Origin of the sequence: Actinomadura opuntiae, assembly GCF_030283205.1 — a bacterium.
GTDB lineage: Bacteria > Actinomycetota > Actinomycetes > Streptosporangiales > Streptosporangiaceae > Spirillospora.
This window is the reverse complement of sequence record NZ_JASNWF010000008.1, coordinates 293944-309475: the sequence shown is the minus strand read 5'-3', so window position 1 is coordinate 309475 and position 15532 is coordinate 293944. Positions and strand designations below refer to the sequence as shown.

General features: G+C 72.6%; 15 protein-coding genes. 14 read left to right on the top strand and 1 reads right to left on the bottom strand.

Annotated elements, in window-relative coordinates; genetic code table 11:
* The first annotated feature begins 24 nt into the window (after positions 1–24).
* The 13 genes from QP089_RS19630 (at position 25) to QP089_RS19570 (ending at position 12773) form a co-directional block, all read left to right on the top strand.
* On the top strand, positions 25–984 hold the full coding sequence (locus QP089_RS19630; protein WP_285913125.1) for an ABC transporter permease: 960 nt from the start codon (positions 25–27) through the stop codon (positions 982–984).
* Complete coding sequence (locus tag QP089_RS19625) at positions 981–1913, top strand: ABC transporter permease (RefSeq protein WP_285913124.1); 933 nt, start codon at positions 981–983, stop codon at positions 1911–1913. Before QP089_RS19630 ends, QP089_RS19625 begins: the two co-directional genes overlap by 4 nt.
* Positions 1910–3586, top strand: a complete 1677-nt coding sequence (locus QP089_RS19620) for a dipeptide ABC transporter ATP-binding protein (protein WP_285913123.1) — start codon at positions 1910–1912, stop codon at positions 3584–3586. Before QP089_RS19625 ends, QP089_RS19620 begins: the two co-directional genes overlap by 4 nt.
* Positions 3583–4404 (top strand): DUF1684 domain-containing protein, encoded by an 822-nt coding sequence (locus QP089_RS19615; protein WP_285913121.1) that lies wholly within the window; start codon positions 3583–3585, stop codon positions 4402–4404. Before QP089_RS19620 ends, QP089_RS19615 begins: the two co-directional genes overlap by 4 nt.
* 3 nt (positions 4405–4407) lie before the next feature.
* Positions 4408–5448, top strand: a complete 1041-nt coding sequence (locus QP089_RS19610) for an LLM class flavin-dependent oxidoreductase (protein ID WP_285913120.1) — start codon at positions 4408–4410, stop codon at positions 5446–5448.
* An 18-nt stretch (positions 5449–5466) separates the two neighbouring features.
* Positions 5467–5994: an NADPH-dependent FMN reductase gene (locus tag QP089_RS19605; protein ID WP_285913119.1), complete on the top strand. Its 528-nt coding sequence runs from the start codon at positions 5467–5469 to the stop codon at positions 5992–5994.
* The gene (locus tag QP089_RS19600; RefSeq protein WP_285913118.1) at positions 5991–7355 is read left to right on the top strand and encodes an NtaA/DmoA family FMN-dependent monooxygenase; all 1365 of its coding nucleotides are present in this window, start codon (positions 5991–5993) and stop codon (positions 7353–7355) included. The genes QP089_RS19605 and QP089_RS19600 overlap by 4 nt, the downstream gene beginning before the upstream one ends.
* Entirely contained in the window at positions 7352–8548 is a 1197-nt protein-coding gene (locus QP089_RS19595; RefSeq protein WP_285913117.1) for an LLM class flavin-dependent oxidoreductase, read from the top strand. Before QP089_RS19600 ends, QP089_RS19595 begins: the two co-directional genes overlap by 4 nt.
* A gap of 14 nt (positions 8549–8562) precedes the next feature.
* Complete coding sequence (locus tag QP089_RS19590; RefSeq protein WP_285913116.1) at positions 8563–9687, top strand: LLM class flavin-dependent oxidoreductase; 1125 nt, start codon at positions 8563–8565, stop codon at positions 9685–9687.
* Between the two features lie 181 nt (positions 9688–9868).
* Positions 9869–10999, top strand: coding sequence for a VWA domain-containing protein (locus QP089_RS19585; RefSeq protein WP_285913115.1), 1131 nt, complete (start codon positions 9869–9871; stop codon positions 10997–10999).
* A 75-nt stretch (positions 11000–11074) separates the two neighbouring features.
* Positions 11075–11281 carry a hypothetical protein gene (locus QP089_RS19580; RefSeq protein ID WP_285913114.1) on the top strand — a complete coding sequence of 69 codons (207 nt, stop codon included), beginning with the start codon at positions 11075–11077 and terminating at the stop codon, positions 11279–11281.
* 65 nt (positions 11282–11346) lie between these two features.
* A complete protein-coding gene (locus QP089_RS19575) occupies positions 11347–12183 on the top strand; it encodes an alpha/beta fold hydrolase (protein WP_285913113.1) in 837 nt (278 codons plus the stop codon).
* Positions 12180–12773, top strand: a complete 594-nt coding sequence (locus tag QP089_RS19570) for a TetR/AcrR family transcriptional regulator (RefSeq protein ID WP_285913112.1) — start codon at positions 12180–12182, stop codon at positions 12771–12773. Before QP089_RS19575 ends, QP089_RS19570 begins: the two co-directional genes overlap by 4 nt.
* Here the strand turns inward: QP089_RS19570 and QP089_RS19565 are convergent.
* Complete coding sequence (locus QP089_RS19565) at positions 12718–14199, bottom strand: alpha/beta fold hydrolase (protein ID WP_285913111.1); 1482 nt, start codon at positions 14197–14199, stop codon at positions 12718–12720. The two genes, QP089_RS19570 and QP089_RS19565, sit on opposite strands and share 56 nt — an antisense overlap.
* A gap of 148 nt (positions 14200–14347) precedes the next feature.
* On the opposite strand from QP089_RS19565, the gene QP089_RS19560 reads away from it, so the two are divergent.
* On the top strand, positions 14348–15532 hold the full coding sequence (locus QP089_RS19560) for a spirocyclase AveC family protein (protein WP_285913110.1): 1185 nt from the start codon (positions 14348–14350) through the stop codon (positions 15530–15532).

The following is a 15532-nucleotide window of genomic DNA, read 5'->3' as shown; positions in this document are numbered from 1 at the left end:
GGGGCTCCGGAGAGAGGTGAACCGATGCGACGTTATGTGGCCCTGCGCCTGGCGCAGGCCGCGGGGGTGCTGTGGGCGGCGTACACGCTGTCGTTCCTGGTCCTCGACCTCCTGCCCGGCGACCCGGTCTCGGCGATGGCCGGGCAGGGCGCCGACCAGGCGGGGATCGACCCCGCGCAGATCGAGCGGCTGAAGAGCGAGTACGGCTTCGACAAGCCGGTCCCGCTGCAGTACCTCGACTACCTCGGCAAGGCGCTGCGCGGCGACTTCGGCGACTCGGTGTCCACGGGACGGCCGGTGGCCTCGGTCATCGGCGACGCGCTCCCCCAGACGCTCCAGCTGGTCGCGGCTGGGCTCGGGCTCGCCGTCCTGTTCGGCGGCGGGCTCGCGATGGCGGCGACCTACACGTCCTGGCGCTGGCTGCGGCAGCTGCTGCTGTCGCTGCCGCCGCTCGGCGTGTCGGTCCCGACGTTCTGGGTCGGGCTGATGCTCGTCGAGGTGTTCTCGTTCCAGGCGCGGCTGCTGCCGGCGTTCGGGAACGGCGGGCTGCGCGGCCTCGTGCTGCCCGCCGTCACCCTGGCGGTCCCCACCGGGGCGGTGGTCGCGCAGGTCCTGGCCAAGAGCCTGCTCACCACGCTGGACGAGCCGTACATACAGACGGCCCGGGCGAAGGGGGGCGGACGGCCGCGGATCCACCTGCGGCACGCGCTGCGCAACGCCTCGCTGCCGGCCCTGACGGTGGTCGGGGTCCTGGTCGGGCAGCTCATCGCCAACTCGGTCGTGATCGAGACGGTCTTCTCCCGCAACGGCCTCGGGCGGGTCACCGCCGGCGCGGTCACCACCCAGGACATCCCGGTGGTGCAGGGCATCGTGGTGTTCGGCTCGCTGGTCTTCGTCCTGGTCAACCTGATCGTCGACCTCGTCTACCCGCTGCTGGACCCGCGGATCGCCGCCGCGTCCGGCCGGCGCTGGAGTCCCGCATGAGCAGCACCCTCGACAACGACATCGCGGCGGAGGCGGTCCTCGGCGTCCCGGTGGCTCCGGACGCGCCGGACGTACCCGGACCGGCCGTCCGCAGCCGCGCCGGCGCCGCCCAGGTCGCACGGTTCCTTCTGCGTCGTCCCGGCCTCGTGCTGTCCGTCCTCGTGATCGCGGCGGTGGTCCTGGCGTCGTTCTGGCCCGCCCTGTTCACCTCCCGCGACCCGCTGACGGGGATTCCCGCGCAGAGCTTCCGCGCGCCGAGCGGAGCGCACTGGTTCGGCACCGACGAACTCGGCCGGGACCTGTACTCCCGCGTGGTGCACGGCGCGGCGCTGTCGCTGAAGGCCACGCTGATCGCCGTCGCGGTGTCGTTCGCCGTCGGCGGCCTGCTCGGCCTGCTCGCCGGGTTCGCCGGCCGCTGGATCGATGACGTGCTGATGCGGTTCGTCGACGTGCTGCTGTCCATTCCCGCGCTGTTCCTGTCGCTCGCCCTGGTCACCGCCCTCGGGTACGGCACGGTGAAGGTCGCCGTGGCGGTCGGGGTCGCCAGCGTCGCGACGTTCGCGCGGGTCATGCGGTCGGAGGTGCTGCGGGTCCGGCAGGCCGTCTACGTGGAGGCGGCCCGCTCCTGCGGGACGCGCTGGTACGGCGTGCTGGGACGGCACGTCCTGCCGAACGCGATCGGCCCGGTGCTGGTGCTGGCCACCCTCGACTTCGGCACGGCCGTGCTCGCGGTGTCGTCGCTGAGCTTCCTCGGGTACGGCGCCGCGCCCCCGGCACCGGAGTGGGGGACGCTGATCTCCGACGGCCGCAACTACCTCGCGAACGCGTGGTGGATGACCGCGCTGCCGGGGCTGACGATCGCCGCGACCGTGCTCGCGACGAACCGGATCGCGCGGGCGCTCGACGGCGAGTGGGCGAGGCGGCGATGAGCGGCCAGGACGCCCCGGTCCTCGAGGTCACCGGCCTGTCGGTCTCCTACCGGACCCGCAGCGGGCGGGTGGAGGCGGCCCGCGAGGTGAGCCTGGACGTGCGGCCCGGCGAGATCGTCGCGCTGGTGGGGGAGTCGGGATCCGGCAAGAGCACCACCGCGCACGCCGTCACCCGGCTGCTCGCCGACAACGCCTCGCTCGACGCCGGGCGCATCGAGTTCGGCGGCCGCGACCTGGCGGCCCTGTCCGAGCGGGAGCTGCGCACCGTCCGCGGCGCCCGGATCGGCCTGGTCCCGCAGGACCCCGGCGTCTCGCTGAACCCGGTGAAGCGGATCGGCGAGCAGGTCGCGGAGGTGCTGCGGCTGCACGGCCTGGCCACCCGCCGCTCGGCGCCCGCCGCCGCGGTCGAGGTGCTGGACCGCGCCGGGATGCCCGAGCCGGGGGTCAGGGCGCGGCAGTACCCGCACGAGCTGTCCGGCGGGATGCGGCAGCGCGCCCTCATCGCGATCGCGATCGCCGCCGAACCCGAGCTGATCGTCGCGGACGAACCGACCAGCGCCCTCGACGTCACCGTCCAGCGCCGCATCCTCGACCACCTCCAGCACCTCACCGAGGAGCTCGGCAGTGCGGTACTGCTCGTGACCCACGATCTCGGCGTCGCGGCCGACCGCGCCCGGCGCATCGTGGTGATGTCGCGCGGCCGCGTCGTCGAGGCCGGGCCGGTCCGGCGGATCCTCGACGACCCGCAGGATGACTACACGCGCCGCCTGCTGCGGAACGCGCCCAGCCTGACCGCCGTCCGGTCGCGCCCCCGTCCCGCCGACGCGCCGCCGGAACGGTCCCACGGCACCGAGGACGCGGTGCTCGTCACCGCCGAGCACCTGGTCAAGGAGTTCCCGCTGCCGCGGGGCCGGACCGTCCGCGCCGTGGACGACGTGAGCCTGACCCTGCACCGCGGCCGGACGCTCGCCCTGGTCGGCGAGTCCGGATCGGGCAAGTCGACCACGGCCCGGATGATCCTGCGGCTCGTCGAGCCGACCGCCGGACGGATCGTCTTCGACGGCGAGGACGTCACCGCCGCGGGCGGAGCGGCGCTGCGGCGGCTGCGGCGCCGCGCCCAGCTCGTCTACCAGAACCCCTACGCCTCCCTCGACCCGCGCTTCTCCATCGGCGAGGTGATCACCGAGCCGCTGCGGGCGTTCCGGGTCGGGGACCGGGCGTCCCGCACGGCCCGCGCCCGCGAACTGCTCGACCGGGTCGCGCTCCCGGCCTCGACGCTGGAGCGCCGGCCCGCGGAGATGTCGGGCGGGCAGCGGCAGCGGGTCGCGATCGCCCGCGCGCTGGCGCTCGAACCCGACCTCGTGGTGTGCGACGAGCCCGTCTCGGCCCTGGACGTGTCGGTCCAGGCGCAGGTGCTGGACCTGCTCGCCGAGCTGCAGGACGGCACCGGGGTCGCGTACCTGTTCATCTCCCACGACCTCGCCGTCGTCCGGCAGATCGCGCACCGCGTCGCGGTCATGAAGGCCGGACGCGTCGTCGAGACCGGCGCGACCGGCGCCATCTTCGGCGAGCCCGCCCACGACTACACCCGCGAACTGCTCGCCGCCATCCCCGGCGGGACCGCGCACACCGACGACCCAGCCACGACGCTGCTCACGAAGGAGCGGACATGACCGCACAGACCACCACGAGCACGGTGACCGACCGTTTCGCCGAGGAATGGCGCGCCTGGCACGCCGCGCACGAGGCGCACCTGGCCGACCCGCACGGCTTTCTCGCGATCACCGGCCTGCACTTCCTCGACGGGGAACCGCGCCGGTTCCCCGGCGCGCCGGGCCTGTGGTGGACGGGGGCCGAGGGCGTGATCGTCGTCCTCGGCGACGGCGAGGAACTCCTGGTGGACGGGGAGCCGGTGCGCGGCGAGCACCGGTTCGGCGTGCTGCCCGAGCGCACCGGCGTCACCGCCCTGTGGGGCGACGCGGCGATCGAGGTCGCCAAGCGCGGCGGGCACGACATCGTCCGGCCGCGCCACCCCGGCCACCCGCTGCGCACCTCCTTCCGCGGCACCCCCGCCTACGCGCCCGACCCGCGCTGGTCGGTCACCGGCCGCTACGTCCCGTTCGACGAGCCGCGCCCGACCACCGTCGGCGCCGCCGTCGAGGGGCTCCAGCACGTCTACGACGCCCCCGGCAGGATCGAGTTCGAGCTGGACGGCCGGCCCCTCGCCCTCACCGCGTTCAACGGCAAGGAGCCCGGCGACCTGCTCGTGCTGTTCACCGACCAGACGTCCGGCGTCACCACCTACGCCGCCAACCGCGCGCTGTTCGTCCAGGCGCCCGCCGCCGACGGCACGGTGACCCTCGACTTCAACCGCGCCCACAACCTGCCCTGCGCCTACACCGAGTTCGCCACCTGCCCGCTTCCGCCCGCCGAGAACCGGCTGCCCGTCGCGGTCGAGGCGGGCGAGAAGACCCCCTACGAGCGCGGCTGACCGATGAGCGCGATCCGTTCCCTGTCCTTCCTCACCCCCGGCAACTACCCCGACGACGACCCGCGCGCCGGTCTTGAGGCGACGCTGCGGCTGTTCGAGTTCGGCGAGGCCGAGGGGTTCGACGGCGCCTGGATCCGGCAGCGGCATCTGGAGCACGGCGTCTCGTCGGCGGCGGTGTTCCTCGGCGCCGCGAGCCAGCGCACCGACCACGTGGAGCTCGGCACCGCGGTGATTCCCATCGGGTACGAGAACCCGTTCCGGCTCGCCGAGGACCTCACCACCGTCGACGTGCTGTCCGGCGGGCGGCTCCAGGCCGGGTTCAGCACCGGCATGCCGCACGCCGAGCTGCTCGGCGACCTGGTCCACGACGGCGACTGGCGCGGCTACGACCTCGCCTACGGCCGGATCGCCCGGCTGGTCCGGCACCTGCGCGGCGAGTACCTCGGCGGCCCGGACACGGTGATCCACTCGCCCGGCAACGTGCAGCGGCCCCGGCTCCAGCCGCACAGCCCCGGCCTGACCGACCGGGTCTGGTACGGCGGCGGCAGCCTGCGGTCGGTCCGCTGGGCCGCCGAGCAGGGGCTGAACCTGCTGGCCGGCAACATCGTCCAGGGCGAGGGCACCGACGACTTCGTCGCGGCGCAGCTCGCGCTGATCGCCGAGTACCGCCGGCTGCTGCCGCCGGGGCGTCCGGGCCGGATCGCGCTCGGCCGGGTGATCGTCCCGCTGGACGGCGCGGACGCCGCGACCCGCGAGCGCTACCGGCGCTACGCGGCGAGCCGGCACGAGCGCACCCTCAAGCCGATGGGGGAGCGGCGGATCCTGTTCGCGCCCGATCTCGTCGGCACGTCCGAGGAGATCGTCGAGCGGCTGCAGGCCGACGCCGCCGTCTCCGCCGTCTCCGAGCTGCGCCTCGAACTGCCCTACGAATTCGACGAGCACGACTACGAGCAGATCCTCTACGACGCCCGCACCCTGATCGCGCCCCGCCTCGGCTGGCGTCCCGCGACGTCCGGCGTGGGGTCGGCGGGGATCCCGGCCTGACAGAACGATTGGTGAAGCATGGCATTCCTCGTCCTGGTGGGAAATCCACGACCGCAATCCCGGACGCTCCAGATCGCGCGAGAGGCTGCGGCGGCGGTGTCCGAAAGGGTCGGTGATACCGGCGCGGCCGACGTCGTCGACCTGTCCCTTCTCGCGCCCGGGCTACTCGATTCCGCGCCGCCGCCCGAGGTCGGAAAAGCCTTGGAGCAGGTTGTCGCCGCCGACGTTCTGGTGGTCGCGAGCCCCACCTACAAAGCGACTTACACCGGGCTTTTGAAGGTGTTCCTCGACAGGTTTCCGGGCGGTGCGCTCGCGTCGACGGTGGCGCTGCCGCTGCTGGTCATGGGCGACGCCAAGCACTCGCTGGGGGTCGAGGTGCATCTGCGTCCGCTCCTGGTGGAGCTGGGCGCGACCGTCCCGACGCCCGGCCTGCCATTCCTGGAATCACAGGTGCCCGACGCCGCCGACGTGCTCGGCGCATGGGCCGATCTGGTCGCCCCGCAGGTGTCCGCCGCGCTCGCGCGCAAGGCAGCAGGAGTCGCATGATGCCCGCGAAACAGATCCATCTGGCGGCGCATTTTCCCGGCGTCAACAACACCACGGTGTGGACGGACCCCCGGTCGGCCAGCCAGATCGACTTCGGTTCGTTCGTCCACCTGGCCGAGACCGCGGAACGCGGCAAGTTCGACTTCTTCTTCCTCGCCGAAGGGCTGCGGCTGCGGGAGATGAAAGGACGCATCCACGATCTGGACGTGGCCGGACGTCCCGAGTCGCTGACCGTGCTGTCCGCGCTGGCGGCCGTCACCACCCGCCTCGGCCTCGCCGCGACGGTGAACTCCACCTTCAACGAGCCCTACGAGGTGGCCCGCCGCCTCGCCACCGTCGACCACCTCAGCGGAGGCCGCGCCGCCTGGAACGTCGTGACCAGCTGGGACGCGTTCACCGGCGAGAACTTCCGGCGCGGCGGATTCCTGGAGGAGGCCGACCGCTACGCCCGCGCCGCCGAGTTCCTGCACACCGCCCGCGAGCTCTGGGACTCCTGGGGGGACGGCGACCTGGTGGCCGACCCGGCGGCCGGGGAGTTCGCGCGGCCCGGCGCCGGCGCGTTCGCGCACCGCGGCGCGCAGTTCGACATCGCCGGCCGGTTCAACGTGCCGCGCCCGCCGCAGGGCCACCCCGTGATCATCCAGGCGGGCGACTCGTTCGAGGGGCGCGAGTTCGCCGCCGCGGACGCCGACGTCATCTTCAGCCGCCACGGCACGCTGGAGGACGGCCGGGCCTTCTACAAGGACGTCAAGAGCCGCCTCGCCAGGTACGGGCGGCAGCCGGACGACCTGAAGATCATGCCGGCCGTCACCTACGTGCTGGGCGACACCGAGCAGGACGCGGCCGAGCGCGCCGCCGGGATCCGCCGCGCGCAGGTCTCGCCGCAGAACGCCATCGCGTTCCTGGAGGGCTACTGGGGACGGGACCTGTCGGCCTACGACCCCGACGGGCCGCTCCCCGACATCGAACCCGACCTCGACGAGGGCGTCTCCAAGGGCCGCGCGCAGTTCCGCGGCGACCGCGGCGAGACCGTCCGCAAATGGCGGGCGCTGGCCGCCGAACGCGGCCTCAGCATCCGCGACCTGGTCATCGAGGCCACCGGACGGCAGACGTTCGTCGGCACCCCGCGTTCGGTCGCCGACCAGATCGACGAGTTCGTGCAGACCGACGCCGCAGACGGCTTCGTCTTCGTCCCGCACCTGACCCCGGGCGGCCTCGACGACCTGGTCGAGCACGTCGTCCCGCTGCTGCAGGAGAAGGGCGTGTTCCGCACCGACTACACCGGGCCCACGCTGCGCGACCACCTCGGTCTCCGGGTCCCGCGCGCGCACTCGCGCCGATCAGAAAGGGAGGCGTCATGACCGGCCTGCACCTGTCCGTCGCACTTCAGGACGCCGGCTGGCACCCGGCCGCCTGGCGCGACCCCGCCGCCCGTCCCGAAGACCTGTTCACCGCCCGCTACTGGACGGACCTGGCCGCCGAGGCCGAGCGGGGGCTGCTCGACTTCCTCACCATCGAGGACTCCCTCGGGCTCCAGTCGTCCACCCCCACCGCGCCCGACGACCGCACTGACCAGGTCAGGGGCCGCCTCGACGCCGTCCTGCTGGCCGCGCGGCTCGCACCGGCGACGTCGCGGATCGGGCTCGTCCCGACCACCAGCACCACGTACACCGAGCCGTTCCACGTCTCCATCGGCATCGCGTCCCTGGACTACGCGAGCCGGGGCCGCGCGGGCTGGCGGCCGCAGGTCGCCGGCGCCCGGCTCTCCGACGCCGCCCACTTCGGCCGCCGCGCCTTCCCCGAGTTCGACCTGCCCTGGTTCGCGACCCCGGAGGGGAAGGCGTTCAGCGCCGAGCTGTTCGGGGAGGCCGACGACTTCGTGGAGGTGGTGCGGCGGCTGTGGGACAGCTGGGAGGACGACGCGGAGATCCGCGACGCCGCGACCGGCCGCTTCCTGGACCGCGACAAGCTGCACTACATCGACTTCGAGGGCCCCCACTTCAGCGTCCGCGGACCGTCGATCACCCCGCGCCCGCCGCAGGGGCAGCCGCTCGTCACCTCGCTCGCCCACGACGTCCGGCCGTACGAGTTCGCCGCCCGCGGATCCGACGTCGTCTACATCACCCCGCACTCGCGGCCCGACGCCGTCACCATCATCGCGCAGGTCCGCGAGGCGGAACGGACCGTCGGCCGGGCCGGCGAACCCCTCAAGATCTTCGCCGATCTGGTGGTGTTCGTCGACGAGGCGCCGGGCGCCGCGTTCGCCCGCAAGGCCCGCCTGGACGAGCTGGACGGCGCCACCTTGACGTCGGACGCCGAGATCTTCGCCGGCACCCCCGGCGAACTGGCCGACCTGCTGCTCGACTGGCGCGACGCGGGCCTGGACGGGTTCCGGCTCCGTCCCGGCGTCCTCCCGCCCGACCTCACCGGGATCACGCGCGGGCTGGTGCCCGTCCTGCAGGAGCGCGGCGCGTTCCGCAGCCGCTACGACGCCGCGACCCTGCGCGGCCATCTCGGCCTGTCCCGTCCCGCCAACCGCTACGTCGCGAAATGAACCGGGAGGCGCCCGTGACACGGCTGTCCGTCCTCGACCTCGCGCCGGTCCCCGAGGGCGGCACCGCGCGCGACGCCCTGCGCAACACCCTCGACCTGGCCCGGCGGGTGGAGGCCGCCGGCTACCACCGGTACTGGCTGGCCGAGCACCACCTGGCCCCCGGCGTCGCCAGTTCGGCGCCGCAGGTGCTGATCGAGGCGGTCGCCGCGGCCACGTCCCACATCCGCGTCGGCTCCGGCGCCGTGCAGACCGGCCATTGGACGCCGCTGTCGATCGTGGAGCAGTTCGGTACCATCGACGCGCTGCACCCCGGCCGGATCGACCTCGGACTCGGCCGCTCCGGGCAGCGGCGCGCCGAGGCCGCCCGCAGCGCGGCCGCCCCGCAGCCTCGCGAGCGCCGGAAGGCCGAGGTGGTGGACGGCCTGCTCATCCCCGAGCCGTTCGACTTCACCAGGCTCGCGAAGTCCCCGGTGTTCGACCTGCACGGCGCCCTGCTCCAGCAGCCCGGCGCCGAGACGCCCGACTTCGCCGGCATCGTCGACGACATAGCCGCGCTCATCGGCGGCACCTACGCCAAGGGCGAGCACGAAGCGCACGCCAATCCCGGTGAGGGCGCCGCGCTGGAGCTGTGGATCCTCGGCAGCAGCGGCGGGCAGAGCGCTCAGGTCGCGGGCGAGCGCGGGCTGCCGTTCGCCGCGAACTACCACGTCAGCCCGTCGAACGTGCTGGAGGCCGTCGAGGCGTACAGGGAGGCGTTCAAACCGTCGGACGTGCTGGACGAACCGTACGTCGTCGTGTCGGCGGACGTCGTGACGGCGCCCACCGACGACGAGGCGGAGGAGTTGGCGTCGCCGTACGCGCTGTGGGTGCACAGCATCCGGTCCCGTCTCGCGGCGATCCCGTTCCCGACGCCCGCGCAGGCCGCCGCCCACCAATGGCGTCCCGAAGACCGGGAACTGGTCGCCGACCGCGTCGACACGCAGTTCACCGGCTCACCCGAAACCGTCGTCGAACGTCTGCGGACCCTTCAACGCGTCACCGGCGCCGACGAACTGCTCATCACCACGATCACGCATGACCACGCCGACCGCGTCCGCTCCTACGAACTGCTCGCCGACGCCTGGAAACGCACCGACTAGCTCGATTCCTGACGTCCGGCGAAACAGTGCCGGAGGACGCCGCGTATCGGACGGGCTGCTTTCCCGGAAAGGTGTCGGGGAGAGGCCGTAATGTTCGGGGCGGTGGCGTGTGGGACGGAGGCGGTCGGTGTTGCGCAAGGGGGAGAACGCCCCGCTGGACGGCGGGCGCGTACGGATCGCTGTGTCTGCCGCGGACAGGGCCATCGACGTGTCGGCGGTGCTGTTGGGCGATGACCGGCGGGTGCGGTCGGACGAGGACCTGGTCTTCTTCAACCACCCTGCTCAGGAAGGGGTGCGGCTGGACGGCGCCGAGGTCGTCATGGACCTGGACGCGGTGCCCACCGACGTGTCGACCATCGCGGTGGTCGCCAGCGTGGACGGGCCGGGGACGTTCGACGGCGTCGCGGTGCGGGCCGACGTGCACGGCGGGTCCGCGTTCGAGGCCCCGGCGATGGCGGCGGGGGAGACCGTCGTCGTCATCGTCGAGGCGTACCGGCGCGCCGGGGCGTGGAAGGTTCGGCCGGTGGGCCAGGGCTGGGCGAGCGGGCTCGCCGGCCTGGCGGCCGACTTCGGCGTGGACGTGAACGACGAGCCGCCCGCCGAGGTGGACCTGCGCAAGCGGATCTCGTTGCGCAAGGAGGCCGTGCGCGTCTCGCTGGAGAAGAAGGGCATCGGCGGGGTGCGGGCGCGGGTGGCCGTCGCGCTGGACGCGTCCGGTTCGATGCGCAAGCTCTACAAGCAGGGAGTGGTCGCCGAGATCGTGGAGCGGATGGCGGCGATCGCCCTGCAGGTGGACGACGACGGGGCGCTGGACGCGTGGATCTTCGCGACGGAGTTCGCGCGGCTCCCGCCGCTGCGGGTCGCCGAGATCGAGGCGTGGACGCGCGACAACGTGCGCATGCACGAGGCCGTCGCCGCCGACGGCAGCCGGGTCGCCCTCGGCGGCCGCAACAACGAACCCCGGGTCATCGAGGACGTTCTCGCCTACTACGAGAACCGCCCCGGGGAACCGGTCCTCGTGCTGTTCTTCTCCGACGGGGGAGTGGCCAAGGACGGGCAGATCGCCCGCCTGCTGCGCGAGGCGTCGGACCGGCCCGTCTTCTGGCAGTTCATCGGCCTGGGCCGCGGCCGGTACGGCATCCTGGAAAAGCTCGACACCCTCGATGGACGGTTCGTCGACAATGCGGGCTTCTTCGCCGTCGACGACATCGCCGGCATCAGTGACGCCGAGCTCTACCAGCGGATCCTCTCGGAATTCCCCGACTGGCTGAGAGCGGCGAGAGCCGGCGGAATACCTCTCGGCTCCAACTGAAAAGGCGGGACTTCGCAGCGGGGATTCCGGAAGGCGGTCGCGTCGATGGTCGTCTGCGGGAGGCCGAGCAGCAGGATGGGCGGCTCGCACGTTCTCTCTCCCCCCGCGCACGCCATGGTCGAGCGCTACCTCCTGGCCTGGCATCCGCGCCCCGACCTGGCCGCGGTGGAGCTGCTCTCCTTCCTCGACGGCCTGCAACACCACTGGCTGCGCGACCCGGGCATCGACTTCCTCGCCCAGTGGGACCTGTTCGCCGACCGGTTCTTCACCGGCGCCCGGTGAAGAACCGGCACGGATTTCTTGCTCTCCAAGAAACATTCATGCCGAATGTATGTAAGTCTGGAGGCATGAGAACCGTGAACCTCTCCGCAGGACCCATCGCGTACCGCGACCTCGGCGACGGGCCGCCGGTCGTCTTCGTGCACGGCCTGCTCGTCAACGGCGAGATCTGGCGCGGCGAGACGGGACCGCTGGTGGACGCCGGCTACCGCTGCCTGGTGCCGACCTGGCCGCTCGGCGCCCACCCCGAGCCCATGCGCCCCGACGCCGACCTGACCCCGTCCGGCCTCGCCGGCCTCGTCGGGGAGTTCCTCGACGCCCTCGACCTGCAGAACGTCACGCTCGTCGGCAACGACACCGGGGGCGCGCTCGTCCAGATCCTCATGACGCGGCGGCCCGAGCGGGTCGGCCGGGTCGTGCTGGCCTCCTGCGACGTGCTGGACCGCTTCCCGCCGCCTCCCTTCGGGTTCCTCGCGCCCGTCTCCCGGCTGCCCGGCTCGCTTTGGGTCACCGCCCAGCTGTTCCGGATCCCCGCCCTGCTCCGCCTGCCGATCGCGCTCGGCTGGGTCGCCAAGCGGCCGGTCCCGCGCGAGGTCACCGACTCCTACCTGGCCCCGATCAAGACCAGCCGCGCCGTCCGCCGCGACCTCGGCAAGCTCGTGCGCGGCTTCGACAAGCGCCACACCCTGGACGCCTTCGAGGCCAACGGCGACTACGACCGTCCCGTCCTGCTGCTCTGGGCGAAGGAGGACCGGCTGTTCCCGCTGCCACTCGCCGAACGCCTCGCCCGGAAGCTCCCCGACGCGCGCCTCGAACTGGTGGAGGACTCCTACACCTTCATCTCCGAGGACCGCCCCGGGCTGCTCGCCGAGAAGGTCAAGGAGTTCGCCATACTGACGCGGTGAGACGCACCCAGGAGGACCGCACGCGCGCCACCCGCGCGGCCCTGGTCACCGCCGCACGCAAGCTCTTCGCCGAGCGCGGCTACGCCGCCGTGTCCGCCGAGCAGATCGTGGCGGCGGCCGGGGTGACCAGGGGCGCGCTCCAGCACCACTTCGGCGACAAGAAGGCGCTGTTCGCGGCGGTCCTCGACCAGATGGAGGTCGAGCTCTCCGAGCGCATCTTCGTCCCCACCGACGACCCCTGGGAGCTCCTCACCGGCGGCCTCGCCCGCTTCCTGGACGCCTGCGAGGAGCCGGAGCTGGTCCAGATCGCGCTCCGCGACGCGCCCGCGGTGCTCGGCTGGCAGGCCTGGCGCGAGATCGAGGCCCGCCACAACCTCGCCCTCATCGAGGCCGGCCTCAACCTGGCCATGGACGCGGGCGTCCTGTCCCGCCGGCCCGTCCGCACGGTGGCCCACCTGCTCCTCAGCGCGTGCATCGAGGCGGCCCTCCTGATCGCCGCGGGCAACCCGCGCCGCGAGACCGAGGAGACCCTCCTCACCCTCCTCGACGGCCTGCGCGCGCCGGCTCCTCCCGGCGGCGACGGGCGGTGACGATCCAGGCGCGGGAGTCGAACCAGACGCCGTCGTCGCCGAGGTGTGCGGTGAGCGTCTCGCGCAGGCGCCCGACCGCGCGCGCCGCGGCGGCGGGGGCCAGCCGGTCCAGTGCCTCGCTGGTGCTGGTGAAGCCGCGGACCCACTCCAGGGCGGCGGCGACGTCCGGGCCGTAGTAGACCGGTTCGTGAACGTCGGTGAAGGCGACGTCGGCGAATCCCGCGGCTTCCAGGATCCGCGTCACGGCCGGTGGATCGGCGAGCGAGAACGGATCCGGTCCGGTGGAAGCGGCGGCCGCTTGCGCGGCCCCGCCCTCTTCGAGGGCTCGGCGGAGGGCGACGTCCCATTCGTTGCGTTCGCTCGACTGCCAGACCATCATCACCAGGCGCCCGGCCGGGCGCAGCGCCCGCCCGATGTTGGCGAACGCGGCGACGGGGTCCTCGAAGAACATGGTGCCGAACCTGCTGATGGCCAGGTCGAAGCGCTCCGGCGGGAACCGGTGGGTCTGTGCGTCGGCGTGCTCGAAGGCGACGTTTCCAGGCCCCTCCGTCCGGGCGATCTCGCGGGCGCGCTCGATGGCGGCGGCGGAGACGTCGACACCGAGCGCACTGCCGGAGCGGGCCATGCGCGCGGCCTGCCGGGTAGTCCACCCGGCCCCGCATCCGATGTCCAGGACGTGATCATCCGCCTGGAGATCCCAGGCCTTCAGCAGCGCCCGGTCGTACCGACGCAGTTCGGCGTCGTAGCCGCTATGCCGGACGCCGCCGAGCAGCCCCTCCTCGGCGGCGTACGCCTCGAGGCGGTCCGCGAGGTCGCGGGGGCGGCTCAGCGCGGGGGTGTGCCCGCCGTCCATCTCGTCCGGGGTGATGCCCAGGCGCTCCCGGGCGACGCGGCGAAGGTAACCGGTGGGGAACAGGCGGTCGTCGCGGCAGATCAGGACCCGGGTGGGGACGTCGGGCCAGGCCCGCAGCGGCGACGGTTCCCCCATCCGGGCCTCGGACTGAGCCCGCCCGCGCCTGCGCGCTTCGGCGACCAGTTCCGGCGGGACGTCCTGGTAGAACAGCTCGACGGTGTCGTCGTAGCCGACCCGCTCCTCATCCTCATACCGCGTGTTGGCCCAGTAGTCGGCGGGTGCTTCCGCCGGTGCGGGGATCATGGGCGCGACCAGGACGAGCAGTTCCACCGCCACCCGGTCGCAGACGAGCGGAGCCGTGAAGGCGCCCAGCGACTGCGCGACGACGACCAGATCGGTCCGGCCGCCGATCGCGGCGGCCACGGCGTCGGCGTACTCGGGCAGCCCGGCCGCGTCGTCGCACGGCAGATCCGGCGCGACGGTGTCATGGCCCCGGGCCCGCAGTTCGGCCTCCACGAGATGCCAGTACCAGCCGACGTCGCCGGCACCGTGGACCAGCACGAATGTGGCCACCCTGTCCCCTTCCGCCGCCTCGATCCTAGCGGCGCCTCAGATACCCCTTCCCCTAAAAGATTCTCATGAGTATCTTTGTGGCCACCAGGATGCCGAATGGCGCGGCGGGCGGTGCCCGTCCCGCCGCCGGGGCAGAAGGAGACAGTTCGTGAGCGAACAGTCGGAGAAGACGAAGGCGCCCACCCTCACCGAACCGCTCGACAAGGCATCGCTCGACAGGGCGTCGCTCGGCGCCCAGGCCCAGTCGCCGACCAAACCCGTCCGGATCTGGGCCGTCATCGGCGGCGCGATCCTGGCCTTCCAGCTCTACGTGTGGATCCGGTGGATCGCCGGATCCCACTTCGAGCGGGTGCCCAAGGGACCGAGCGACCCGCCGGCGCTCATGAAGGCGATCCTCATCACCTGGACGGCCGCGATCATCGTCGGCCTGCCCGTCGGGATCTACTACTTCATCGTCAGGCCCTGGCGCAGGGAGCGGCGGATCACGCTCGACGGGATGCTGCTGGTGGCCTGCGGCCTGCTGTTCTTCCAGGACCCGCTCCTGAACTACTTCAACACCTGGAGCACCTACAACACCTGGATGTGGAACATGGGCTCGTGGACGCAGGACGTCCCGGGCTGGCAGTCGTTCGGGGAACCGGGCCACATGATGGCCGAACCGCTGCTGATGAACGCGCCGGGCTACTCCTACGGGGTCCTCCTGTGCACGATCCTCGGCTGCTGGATCATGCGCCGGGTCAAGGCGCGGTGGCCGGGGATCAGCAACGTCGGGCTGATCGGCGTCCTGGTGGCCTGGTCGTTCTTCTTCGACCTCGTCATCGAGGGCCTGTTCCTGATGCCGATGGGGCTGTTCACCTACCCCGGCGCGATCCGGTCGCTGTCGATCAACGCCGGCACCTACTACCAGTGGCCGATCTACGAAGGGATCATGTGGGGCGGCGTCCAGGCGGGCCTGTGCGCTCTGCGCTACTTCACCGACGACCGCGGCCGGACGGTCGTCGAGCGGGGACTGGAACGCGTCCGGGGCGGGTTCGTGCGGCAGCAGCTCACCCGTTTCCTGGCGATCTTCGCGGCGTGCAGCCTCCTCTTCTTCGTGCTCTACAACGTGCCCGCACAATGGTTCGCCCTGCACACCGATCCCTGGCCCAAGGACGTCCAGAAGCGCTCCTACTTCCTGATGGGCATCTGCGGTGAGGGGACGGGGCGGTTGTGCCCCGACCCCGCCCTCCCGGTCCCCGGCAAGGGCTCCGCCACCATCGGCCCGGACGGCAAGGTCGTCCCGCCGAAGGGCAAGGAGCTTCCGACGATCGTTCCTCTCGACAGGGGCCACTGA